12 protein-coding genes and 3 pseudogenes are annotated in these 11,261 nt (G+C 33.9%); 7 read left to right on the forward strand and 8 right to left on the reverse strand.

Annotated elements, in window-relative coordinates:
- Positions 1-111 precede the first annotated feature (111 nt).
- A complete protein-coding gene (locus tag AC1DJR_RS10655) occupies positions 112-615 on the forward strand; it encodes a kinase (protein WP_060750455.1) in 504 nt (167 codons plus the stop codon).
- A 29-nt stretch (positions 616-644) separates the two neighbouring features.
- Here the strand turns inward: AC1DJR_RS10655 and AC1DJR_RS10660 are convergent, their stop codons facing one another.
- From AC1DJR_RS10660 to AC1DJR_RS10670, 3 genes and pseudogenes are all read right to left on the reverse strand, one after another.
- The gene (locus AC1DJR_RS10660) at positions 645-1,319 is read right to left on the reverse strand and encodes a hypothetical protein (RefSeq protein ID WP_429688396.1); all 675 of its coding nucleotides are present in this window, start codon (positions 1,317-1,319) and stop codon (positions 645-647) included.
- A 500-nt stretch (positions 1,320-1,819) separates the two neighbouring features.
- Positions 1,820-3,159, reverse strand: a pseudogene (gene entB / locus AC1DJR_RS10665) (cell wall-binding protein EntB).
- A 216-nt stretch (positions 3,160-3,375) separates the two neighbouring features.
- On the reverse strand, positions 3,376-3,867 hold the full coding sequence (locus AC1DJR_RS10670) for a nitroreductase (protein WP_477002570.1): 492 nt from the start codon (positions 3,865-3,867) through the stop codon (positions 3,376-3,378).
- Positions 3,868-4,128: 261 nt separating this feature from the next.
- On the opposite strand from AC1DJR_RS10670, the gene AC1DJR_RS10675 reads away from it, so the two are divergent.
- The 3 genes and pseudogenes from AC1DJR_RS10675 to AC1DJR_RS10685 all read left to right on the forward strand — a co-directional run.
- Positions 4,129-4,509 carry a VOC family protein gene (locus tag AC1DJR_RS10675; protein ID WP_429688589.1) on the forward strand — a complete coding sequence of 127 codons (381 nt, stop codon included), beginning with the start codon at positions 4,129-4,131 and terminating at the stop codon, positions 4,507-4,509.
- A 52-nt stretch (positions 4,510-4,561) separates the two neighbouring features.
- Positions 4,562-5,047, forward strand: a complete 486-nt coding sequence (locus tag AC1DJR_RS10680) for a GNAT family N-acetyltransferase (RefSeq protein ID WP_477002571.1) — start codon at positions 4,562-4,564, stop codon at positions 5,045-5,047.
- 3 nt (positions 5,048-5,050) lie between these two features.
- Positions 5,051-5,228 (forward strand): annotated as a pseudogene (locus tag AC1DJR_RS10685) (BBE domain-containing protein); the annotation flags it as partial.
- A 140-nt stretch (positions 5,229-5,368) separates the two neighbouring features.
- Here AC1DJR_RS10685 and AC1DJR_RS10690 read toward each other — a convergent pair.
- Positions 5,369-5,926: a class I SAM-dependent methyltransferase gene (locus AC1DJR_RS10690; RefSeq protein WP_429688588.1), complete on the reverse strand. Its 558-nt coding sequence runs from the start codon at positions 5,924-5,926 to the stop codon at positions 5,369-5,371.
- Between the two features lie 505 nt (positions 5,927-6,431).
- Here AC1DJR_RS10690 and AC1DJR_RS10695 point away from each other — a divergent pair.
- Entirely contained in the window at positions 6,432-7,268 is an 837-nt protein-coding gene (locus AC1DJR_RS10695) for a COG4705 family protein (protein WP_477002572.1), read from the forward strand.
- 134 nt (positions 7,269-7,402) lie between these two features.
- Here AC1DJR_RS10695 and AC1DJR_RS10700 read toward each other — a convergent pair whose 3' ends face one another.
- From AC1DJR_RS10700 to AC1DJR_RS10710, 3 genes are all read right to left on the reverse strand, one after another.
- The gene (locus tag AC1DJR_RS10700; RefSeq protein WP_477002573.1) at positions 7,403-7,948 is read right to left on the reverse strand and encodes an NADPH-dependent FMN reductase; all 546 of its coding nucleotides are present in this window, start codon (positions 7,946-7,948) and stop codon (positions 7,403-7,405) included.
- Positions 7,949-8,117: 169 nt separating this feature from the next.
- Complete coding sequence (locus tag AC1DJR_RS10705) at positions 8,118-9,116, reverse strand: hypothetical protein (protein ID WP_477002574.1); 999 nt, start codon at positions 9,114-9,116, stop codon at positions 8,118-8,120.
- A complete protein-coding gene (locus AC1DJR_RS10710) occupies positions 9,106-9,684 on the reverse strand; it encodes a sigma-70 family RNA polymerase sigma factor (RefSeq protein WP_477002575.1) in 579 nt (192 codons plus the stop codon). The genes AC1DJR_RS10705 and AC1DJR_RS10710 overlap by 11 nt, the downstream gene beginning before the upstream one ends.
- A gap of 130 nt (positions 9,685-9,814) precedes the next feature.
- On the opposite strand from AC1DJR_RS10710, the gene AC1DJR_RS10715 reads away from it, so the two are divergent.
- Both AC1DJR_RS10715 and AC1DJR_RS10720 read left to right on the forward strand, forming a co-directional pair.
- On the forward strand, positions 9,815-10,297 hold the full coding sequence (locus tag AC1DJR_RS10715) for a hypothetical protein (RefSeq protein WP_477002576.1): 483 nt from the start codon (positions 9,815-9,817) through the stop codon (positions 10,295-10,297).
- Positions 10,298-10,331: 34 nt separating this feature from the next.
- Positions 10,332-10,406, forward strand: a pseudogene (locus AC1DJR_RS10720) (hypothetical protein); the annotation flags it as partial.
- 263 nt (positions 10,407-10,669) lie between these two features.
- On the opposite strand, the gene AC1DJR_RS10725 reads toward AC1DJR_RS10720, so the two are convergent.
- Positions 10,670-11,206, reverse strand: a complete 537-nt coding sequence (locus AC1DJR_RS10725) for a DinB family protein (protein ID WP_477002577.1) — start codon at positions 11,204-11,206, stop codon at positions 10,670-10,672.
- Positions 11,207-11,261: the final 55 nt, after the last annotated feature.

The raw sequence follows: 11,261 nt of genomic DNA on the forward strand, positions 1-11,261 counted from the left end.
ACCTATACTGAGTATCATAAACTATTATTTAACTAACTAAAAGAATGTTTCCCATAATGAAGTTCTTTTGTAACAGGACCTAAAAAACTAAAACAATTTGGAGATGAGAATTTGAAATCAACATTAATTATTCTTCGAGGAAACTCCGCAAGTGGCAAGACAACTATCGCAAAAGAACTGCAAGAGCATTTCGGGCAAGGAACACTTCTAGTCTCACAAGACGTTGTGCGCAGAGATATGCTAAAAGTTCACGATACAATGGGTAACTTATCTCATGATTTACTATTTGAAATTACGAAGTACGGAAAAGGAAAATGTGAATTTGTTATTTTAGAAGGAATACTAAACAGTCGTAGGTACGGTGAAATGTTAAGAGAATTAATACATTATTTCGAAGGAAACGCTTATACATATTATTTTGACTTATCACTTGAAGAAACGATTAGACGGCATAATACTAGAGAAAAACGACTTGAATTTGGAAAAGATTTATTGAGTAAATGGTATAACCCACACGATACAATTGAGGTTAATAGAGAGACTGTTTTTACAGATGATTTCACGCAAAAAGATATATTTCATGCGATTATTACTGATATTACGATACAAAAATAAGACTGACTCTTTTTGTCAGTCTTATTTTATTATGTTCCTTGTATTTCAGTTTTCATAACGGAACAATCTTTACATAAGTAATAATATATATTCATCTCACCGAACAGAAAATCAACTACTGAAATAAGTTCCCGTTCTTCAAGATCTTGTGTAATTGTAGCAACATATTTCATCTCTTTCGAACAAGTTGGACATCCTAAATCTTCTGGAACATCATCGTATAGGGGCGCTCCTAACAATCTACATACATATTCCGAACCGAATAAGTCAAAAGCTTCCCAGTAACTATCTTCATCAGTAGGTATATCTTCATTTTTCATATTCGTTAGCTTTACATTAGTTTTTGGAAGATTGACCGGTAGCTTATACTCAGCTTCCATAATCCACTCTTCCGTATTGTCTTGTTTTATTATTTGTACCGTTTTGCCCCCATTACTTAATTGAAAATATTGCGGCTCCCACACCATCGCACAATTCAAGCAAGAGATGAATGGTAATACAATCAATTCATCATTTTTAAGTTCAGCAAGTTTCTCATCTTTCAAATCAAAACAAAAGATTTGATGCATTTTCTCACCGCATAACTTACACAATGGTAATTCACAATCTTGACCACCGAAATAATGATTATATGAATCTTTCCCTTCCATTACTCTATACCCTTTTATTCCATCCCAATGTTCGCCATATAATTCCATTGTCATATTCTATCCTCTTCTCGCTTATAAAGGTAATCCTCGATACTAATCTTTTAATAACTTTCAGTACATAAAACATTTTTTATTGTTGCTAATCATCATTTTTCTCATTCTTATCACCGTTATCTTTTCGGTATGAATACGATAATAAAATAATAACAATTTACAAGAAGACTGAGTTCTGTATCCATTCTGACACTATAGGGATTTGGAACGTTATAAACCCTAGTATAAGACTAAATAAAACAATTACTATTTTATGAATATTTTTCTCCTATTTATCTAATTKTATTTTAATAGTGATAGAAGAACAATATGGTTGTCAGAAATACAAATAAGGATTATATAATTCAATAGGGTTACTTTTACTGCTCACGGTACTCAGCAGCAAAAGTAAGGTTTTATTCTTTTACATATCCTTCAAATTTTTTCAATGAATCACATTAAGGTRAAAAATAAAAGCCAGTCTCAATAAAGAGAACTGACTTCTATTTGGATAACCATTATTATAAAACTTTTACTTTAACAGTTTGTCTTCCCCAGTTCATAGCTTTACTTTTTGAACCCATTAAAACATCAATACGATTTCCTTTAATAGCACTACCAGTATCACCAGCAATAGCTTCTCCATAACCTTCTACCCATACTTTAGATCCTAATGGGATTACCTTCGGATCYACTGCGATAATTCTCATATTAGGATTTGCCGTTAAATCATGACCCATCGCAGTTAAAACGCGTCCACCATATGTACCATTTTCACTTGGATCAGCAGTATATGCTGTCGCTACTACCGTTAATTCACGTTTAGCAGACTGTGTGTTATTTTTAGATACTTCTTGTGTCTTTGTTGCTTCTTTTGCTTTCGCTTCTTCTTTCGCTTTTTCTATTTCTCGTGCTTGCGCTTCTTCCTTAGCCTTTGCTATTTCCTGCGCTTTTRCTTTTTCTATTTCTYGTGCTTTTGCTTCTTCCTTAGCCTTTGCTATTTCYTGYGCTTTTGCTTCTTCCTTAGCTTTTGCTATTTCTTGCGCTTTCGCTTCTTCTTTTACTTTTTCTATTTCTTGTGCTTTTGCTTCTTCCTTAGCCTTTGCTATTTCTTGTGCTTTTGCTTCTTCCTTAACCTTTGCTATTTCTTGTGCTTTTGCTTCTTCCTTAGCCTTTGCTATTTCTTGTGCTTTTGCTTCTTCCTTGGTCATTGCTATTTCTTCTGCTTTCRTTTCTTCCTTAACTTTTACTCTCTCTGTTACTTTCGCTTCTTCTTTAGGCTTTRCTATTTCTTCTGCTTTCGTTTCTTCCTTAACTTTTACTCTCTCTGTTACTTTCGCTTCTTCTTTAGGCTTTACTATTTTTTAACTGCTTTTTGTACTTTCGCTACTCGCTTCGTTTTCTCTTCAGCTTTCTTTTCAATTGGTGCTGTACTTGATAGGAAAGAAACATTTGCATAAGCTGTTTTTCCTTTATACTCAAATTGCAGCCATCCGTCTTTTACTTGATGAGTTGATTCAATTACATCATCTTGTTTCAGTCTGCCAAGAATTTCTGATTCAGTGTTTGCTTCAGAACGTACATTTAATAGGTTTGCTGTTACATGGTAAATATCTTTTGTAAACTCCGAACTTACAAATACTTCTTTACCATTTAACTCAATTTTTGACCATCCTTCTTCAGTATGTATGACCTTTAACTTTTGTCCTTCTTTTACTTTTTCGACAACTTTTGATTCCGTAGTTGGCTTTTCACGTACGTTGAGTACATCCGCTGTTACGATAGTTTCTGCGATAGCAGATGTGGTAAAAGCCCCCAATCCAAGAACTGTTGCTGTTGCTGCGCCAATTATTTTTTTCATATTAGCCTCCATTGCGTTTTTTTGAGTTCTATCAAATGCTTCCATAAAATTAGGGAATTCCACAGAGTATCAAAACATTTGTAACAGTATATTAATACCACTTAATATACTGTTTTTAAAACTTTCTACTCCAATATTATCAAATTTTCATTTCTAATTCTATACATTATAAATCTACTTATCTTCTATAAACTCTTCATGACCTTCTACTTCACACTAGATAGTTGTCGCAATTCCTGCCAARAATAAACTTACAATTGCTAAAAATGGCGTTCCAGCTATTGCACCTCTTAAGTGAAACTTATAGTCTTTATATCCTTTCATTYCCTCAGTACTAGGAATAACAACAAATCTTGGAGTAATCCAGCAAAATATAAGCCAATCGATTATTAATAAATCTACTAAATTGAAAATCATTACAATCCCAAAAGTATGTAAATAGGCCTCAATATACAATAATTTTCCATGGTGATGTAGTATATATGTAGAAACTAAAGGCGTTCCGAAGAGAATAATATTGTAAATAATTCCGAAATAAAATGTTTGTTTTTTTTCATTTATCGATTTTGGCAAAACTACTTTTTGAATATCTTTCGGATAATCATTTAACCAAAGGCGAGGATTATAATATGTAGACCCTAATATCATAATAGACAGTATAAAAGACATGGAAATACCGACAATCACCATTTGTTCAAATTGCCCCACAAATGTCCCTCCTTATTTGAAATTTTGACGTACGTAATTCACTTAATTAGACATTATATGCATGTTATGACTTAAAAATTATCTAATACCATTAATAAAATTTTTTCATTACAATCCGCTTTTTCCTAACGTCCATTCTTATTTCTTGCAATATGCATGCAAATTTAATAAAGTGAACATCTAATTAGTGTTGTTGAATTTCGCTAATTATTACAGAGTACATATTTTTTAATTTACATAMAGAATGGATTGGTGAAACGGATGAAAATTGAACATATTGCAATTTGGGTAAATGATTTAGAATTAATGCGTACTTTTTATACGAAGTATTTCAACGGCAAAGCAAACTCTTTATATCATAACGAAACAAAACAATTTAAATCATATTTTATTACGTTCGAATCTGGAGCGCGCCTAGAAATTATGCGTAAGAAAGGCATAGAAAACGAGCCTACCCTAAATATAACTGGCTATGCACATATGGCTTTCTCTGTTGGAAGTGAAGAACGTGTAGATGAACTGACAAAAACGTTAAAAGAAGCAGGCTATTCTTTATTAAATGGACCACGTTTCACTGGAGATGGCTATTACGAAAGTGTAATAAGCGATCCAGAAGGCAATCAAATAGAAATCACGATTTAACTATCGTTTATCTTTTCTGAAGAACAAATGAAAATTAGTTTGGAGGAATACTATGCATAAGCTACATTTCAAAAAATTTGAAGCAACAGATTTCGATCAATACTTTCAGCTCGTATCAAATGAAAAAGTGATGGCACAAATTACGGAACGTACCATTCCGTTAGGCGAGGCGCAAAACGACTATAAAAAATTGTTAAAGCGTAATAAAAAACATAGATTATTCGGCTCCTACAAAGTGTATGACTCTATTACAAATGAATTTATCGGMCTTGGACATGTWACRGTAAATGAGGATRMTRYAAAMGAAGCTGAAMTTGGKTATATGATWTTGCCRGAGCACTGGGGAAAAAGATAYGGTAGCGGGATTGCAGAAGAATTAATGGATATAGCGAAGCAAACAGATATAAAAGTACTAAAAGCAATCATTGACCCAAACAATATCCCCTCTCGAAAAATTTTAATAAACGTTGGTTTTACATCAGATAAAGTTTGTGAGATTGATGGATTACCTGGGGAGATTTTGAGTAAATATATTTAACTATATAAAAAGGCGATGCTACCATTCACAAAAGGCGTTTACGTTAATACACCCGACCTCTCGCCAGATGCTTACTACAGGCTATAACTTTGACCAGTTAATGGAAGTAAAGGCTAAATATGATTCGAAAAATGTTTTCAACTTCCCGCAAAGTATTCCGCCCTTTAATAGTCTAAAATGAAATTTATAGTTTATATTTTTAGCAAAAAAATGAACGATTCTTTCTGTAACTTTCACAGAAAAAAATCGTTCATTTTTTATGTTGGAAATAATCCATTTCTTTTGCATGATAGTGATTTAGTTTCGTACCTCCCCATCACCTTACATAAAGCAAGTGAACACGAAAGCCGGTGGAATATTCCAGTTTATTTTCTTCACATCAATATTTGCAAAAAAAGACCGAAAAAATTGGTGTTTAAAACGTGTATATTGGAAAGTAATAAATTTCCCACCTTCCCCTAATACTTCTTTTGTTACCTGTAATATCTTTGTAGAAGTATCAAGGGATAAACTGGTAAATGGCAATCCTGAAATAATATAATCCACTTGGGTAATTTTATATTGCTGAATATACTTTTCCGTATATTCGGCAGAGTCATGAATAATGTACACATTTTCTATGTGTGAGTATCGCTCTTGAAGTATACGGTAAAACTGTGCGTTATTCTCAATGATTAGCAATACTGTTTCATTATGTTTATGTTGAATGAGCTGTTCCGTAAACACTCCAGTTCCTGGTCCATATTCAATAATGCATTTTGCTTGTTCAAAATTTATAGGGGCTACCATTTGTTTTGCAAGTTGCTTAGAACTTGACAATACTGCTCCTACAGTTCTTGGGTGCTTTATATATTCACTTAAAAAATGTAGTACATGCATAGTCTTCTTCCTCTTTCCTTGTAGGATACAAGGTATACTCTACTAAAAAAATATTAGAATACGATGAGAAATACATAAGATATTCTTAATGTCCCCCCTAAATACAAAAGAAACTTAACCAACAAGTCACACATGCTTTAACGTGGAGAAACAAGTATAATAGCGCCAAATGCTTGTTATTATGACGTTCTTGGCATGCGAGTCATGCTTGTAGAGACTCCATGTCAAACTAATAATCGCTCTGTACTTTTATGTTGCAGAAAACGACCAACTTAGGATATCAAATGAAGAGTGTCAATTTTTCTGTATTTTCTATGTCGCAAACAAAGAAAGGATATCCTTTTTAACTGTATTTGTTAAATGAAAAAGACACTTTAGAAATTTCTTTTTTCATCCTTTTTTAATGATTTTTTCATCCAAATTTCATCTGAATCTCATTCTTATTAGTTACACTCTGTATATACATTGGCGTTGGCCATAAAAAACTAGTAAGGAGGAATCCTACATGAAATATTATGAGAAGGATCAGGATAAGAATAGAGAAAATCCATCCATTTCTGATGAAGTCGCTTCCGTTTCATCACGAGGCTGGCAGATGCTGAACAAGGTTCCAGAAGTCACGGTTTTCTTCTGGATTATCAAAATCATGGCAACTACTGTGGGCGAGACAGGCGCAGACTTCTTAAATACAAACCTGAACTTTGGCTTGACCAAAACGACTTTTGTTATGAGTGCTCTCTTGTTCATCACACTGTTCTTCCAGTTCAGGTTGAAGAAGTATGTTCCAGGGATTTACTGGYTCACTGTYTTGCTRATTAGTGTTGTCGGCACGCTAGTCACCGACAATCTTACGGACAACTTCGGGGTCGCTCTAGAGACGACCACCATCGTTTTCACCCTTGCCCTAATGGCAACTTTTGCTGCTTGGTATGTGAGTGAGAAGACACTGTCCATTCACTCTATTTACACAACAAAGCGAGAAGCATTCTACTGGTTGGCTATCCTGTTCACCTTCGCCTTAGGTACTGCAGCTGGTGATCTCGTAGCAGAGAGTCTCAACTTAGGTTACTGGATTTCAGCGCTCATATTCGCCGCATTAATTGGGGCTGTAACCGTTGCTTACTACCGCTTCAAGTTAAATGCAGTGTTGGCCTTTTGGATCGCCTATATCTTAACTCGTCCTTTCGGCGCCTCTTTTGGCGACTATCTATCACAGCCTCACGATGCCGGTGGTCTTGGTCTCGGTACGGTGGGAACAAGCATAATCTTCCTCTTAACAATCTTGAGCTTAGTTATTTATTTGACCAAGACGAAAAAAGACGCGAGCCCGAGCCTAAATTAATATATATTTTGTCTAAGCCTTAAAATAGATGACATGATTTCCTAATCGTTATTACAAAATTCCAACCAAAAGAAAATTAAAAGGCAATACTACTTTAAACTAACAGTAGTATTGCCTTTATATAAAATAAATCATTATTCCCTTGTTTCGTCTACTATACTATGAATTAAAGAAATTAGAGCTTGTTTTGTTCCCTCATCAGTAACTTTTGCATCATCACTAAATTTAGTGCGTACAGAGGGGATTAATAACGAGCCATTTTGAACGACAACTGTATCTAACATGCCTAGTGTAAGTAACAAAGATTCATGGGCTTTATCCCCTCCCGCAATTGACGGTGAAGCTGTTATGATAGCCACTGGTTTTTTATATAGTTCCGCTGATGAAACAAGCCATTCTAACGCATTTTTTAAAACTCCTGGAATACCTTTTGCATACTCTGGCGTACAAATAATAAGTGCATGTGCTTCACTTAATGTCTTTCGAAACTCTTCAACAACAGCCGGTGCTCCCACTCGATCTACATCCGGATTGAAATGAGGAAATTCCTCTATCCCATTATAAATAGTGTAATCTATACCTTCTGGAATAAATGATGCTAGAGCTTTTAATATGTTTGTATTGGATGACCCTTCCCTAATACTGCCTGAAATCGCTATAACCTTTTTGTGTTTGCTCATATGATCGCCCCCTACGAACATCATACTTATACGGCCATAGAAAAATCAAAAATATTGAATCATTTATCAAATGTACATCTATTATATTTGTTTACATAATAATATTATTTTTTTAAAACCGTACATTATTACTTTCATTGTTTTACATTTCGTCTCTACATACCATGCACTATTCCACCACCGAAAGTAAAACTTTCTCAAGCTCTTTTTTAGACAACATACTATCGTTTACATATACTTGGTATGCATTTCTTCCTGCTTTTGCAGGTACCACTATTTTCATAGCCCGTACATTTGACTCTTTATACCCACCGAATGTAATGTCATATCCGTTTAATTTATATGTTACAATGTCTTTATAAAAATTTGGTCCTTTTTCAGTTGCTTTATCAAATGGTTCTTCAATAAAATAATCTTTTTTATCATCTTCAAGTATTTCTAATTGATGAATTGTAAGTCCTAATTCCGCATTCGATGTAGATGGCTTTTTTTTCACATTACGATCTTCATATCTCATCGTAATTAGAGGGATTGGTTTTCCAACCGTTGCATGTGCTTTTGCTTCTTCAAATACTAGTTGATACCCAGAAGGAATATATGTAGGACGCTTTATTGGAAAACCAGTTATTTCTCCAGCTTGTTCAAATGTATATGTAAAATGTTGATCTATTTTTTCCTCATATTTGTTTAGCTCTTCCATTACCTCACTATCTCTTTTTTCTTCATCAGCATTTAAACGACCTATAGCTGTATGTTTTCTTTCTCCATTTTCTACGACACTAACTTTCTTATAAAAATGATATGTTTCTTGTAATAACTCTACATATTTTTCAAAGTCCTCTTTTGTAAATAAGTGTTTAGCAACTTCTACCCTCTCCATCAAYCCTGTATAGCCGTCTTCTGACATTCCCATATCTTTTCTCGCTTCTTCTGGTGTACCTATAATTTTATCGATTATTGTTGTACCCGCAAAAGTACCAGTTGGTATAAGAACAGCCGCAGCTACAAAGCCAAGTAATAACTTTTTCTTCATAGAAGTTTTCCCTTTCTTTTTCATTTGTTGGTATTTATGAAAAGAGGTTTGTACCTTATCTTCTAGATTAGGAGTGGGTTCGAGTGTCTCTGCGCCTCTTTTCAATTCATCTGTTACATACTTTTCAAAATCCATTTGCTTCACTCTCCTCCACTACTGGTATATTCTCTATTTCTAACCGTAAACGTCTTAATGCTGTATGTAATCGAGATTTCACTGTACCAATAGGTATATGAAGAAGTGCTGCAATTTCGTCCAAGCTATATTCATGGAAGTAACGCATAATAACGACTTCACGATGCTTATAAGATAATTTCTGTACAATTTCTATTAATTCACTACGTGTTTCTTTATGTAATATACCCTCATCTATTATGTAAGACGGATCTTGTTCATACATTTTCTTCTTTTCAAAGATTCGAAATCGCCGCCACGATTTACGACGCCAATCTTGTACTTGCTTGACAACTAGTCCATGTAACCAAAAACGAAATGAACGGTTCATATCATAATTCGTTACAGACTTCCACATTTTGATGTATACCTCATTAACTATATCGTCTACATCTTGGTGTTGATTCCCCAATAAAAATACTACTGTTCTATAAATATCTTTACTTGTTAATTCATAAATAACTTGAAAGGCTTTTTGGTCCCCAGACTCCATTTTATACAGCCATTCTTTTAATTCTACTTCATCCAAAATTACATTCCCCTCTCATGATCCTTCGCACTATATTCGTCCGTTTCTCACAAAAAGTTCATTTTACATAAAAATTTATTTATTACAATAAAAATATAATATATATTTTACAGAAAGGAGGATTCGTATAATGAACAAAAAGGACAAAATTAATGCTGAAAATGTATTAAAACATCTCTTTATAGGATCGCAAGTTGATGGCCTACAGTTTGGTCTTTCTCCAGCAACTATAAAGATTCATTTTACAAATTTTGAAGCTGCAGTTGACTATGATGGGCAACTATATGCCAACATCGAATCGAAATGGTGTTTATTTAATAATCCACTAGAAAAGTACCCTTCTAATGAGGAGGAATTTGACGATTATACTGAGGAGGAAGAATATAAGAGAATTTTTGAAGTAAGAAGACAAAAAGTTACAAACATACAACTTGCTAATGAATCTCCGCATTTATTTATAACATTTGAGAACGGACAAATCATGTTTGTAAATGGTTTTCATGATCACTATAAATGCTGGCAAGCTGGGGTCCAATTTGAGGATTGGCTTGTAGTTGCTGCACCTGGAAATGAAATCGCTACTTGGACTCCCGATGAATTTACTAATAAATAAGCTGTCAGAAATCACAATATAAAAAGTATATCTTGCACAAGGGGCAACAGATTTACGTAAATCAATTGATGGACTAGCGACTGTTGTAAAAGAAGAATTTGAAATTTAAAATCACCTCGTTTTAACAGGAAAAAGTGGCATTTTTACTATTTCTAATGTTCGCTAATGCTTATTGCGTGATTTGGTTCCATTGCTACACAAACCCCAATACCCACCCTTAGCTTGATGGGCATGTATAGTGCCCCCTATTAGCATCAACGAGAAGGAATAGACCTTGAAAAAAAACATTTATAATTCCACTGATACGCAGAAAAATAAAAAGAGAATAATTCAGAAATTCCCTATGAATTATTCTCTTTTTATTTTCATATTTTAACATGCTGGATATGCCTTAGAACCCAAATAACGTTCTTTTACAAGTTGACGATGATGAAGCTCATGACCAGCAATTATGTTTGCTAATGCAAGAACCGTGACTTCAGAATTGTTCGCAATTCCCCTTTGTAACCAAGCTTCTTTATCTAAACTTTTAAGCAAATGCATAGTAGATTGGCGAACAACTATTAAATTCTCAAGAAGATCTTGCATAGATTGCTTATCAAAATACGCTCTAAGAACATACATATCATCGTTATATCCAGGAAGTTCTGCTGTCTCGCCTCTTGCTATGGAAAGCAATCGATACGCCATAATACGTTCAGTATCCGCAATATGACCGATTACTTCTTTTATACTCCATTTATTAGGAGCATATCTAAAATGTCCCTCACTATCAGAAATATCCTTCAACAAAAGATTCGTTTCCTTCATTTGTTGCTCTAGAATATGTATGATATCTCCATCTGGTATTAAGTTTATGTACGTTGAATAATACGGGTTATATTCATTTGCCTCTGGTCTCTTTTGCATGCTTATCATCCTTTTTATTTTATCTTTATATACAACTTATCACAAAATATTATCA

The organism is Bacillus sp. 05T31 (assembly GCF_056396725.1).

What these genes read in the sequence shown, in the direction of transcription:
- AC1DJR_RS10725 (WP_477002577.1), bottom strand. Translation starts at nt 11,206, where the DNA reads ATGCAAAAGAGACCAGAGGCAAATGAATATAACCCGTATTATTCAACG.
- AC1DJR_RS10675 (WP_429688589.1), top strand. Translation starts at nt 4,129, where the DNA reads ATGAAAATTGAACATATTGCAATTTGGGTAAATGATTTAGAATTAATG.
- AC1DJR_RS10715 (WP_477002576.1), top strand. Translation starts at nt 9,815, where the DNA reads ATGAACAAAAAGGACAAAATTAATGCTGAAAATGTATTAAAACATCTC.
- AC1DJR_RS10660 (WP_429688396.1), bottom strand. Translation starts at nt 1,319, where the DNA reads ATGACAATGGAATTATATGGCGAACATTGGGATGGAATAAAAGGGTAT.
- AC1DJR_RS10690 (WP_429688588.1), bottom strand. Translation starts at nt 5,926, where the DNA reads ATGCATGTACTACATTTTTTAAGTGAATATATAAAGCACCCAAGAACT.
- AC1DJR_RS10700 (WP_477002573.1), bottom strand. Translation starts at nt 7,948, where the DNA reads ATGAGCAAACACAAAAAGGTTATAGCGATTTCAGGCAGTATTAGGGAA.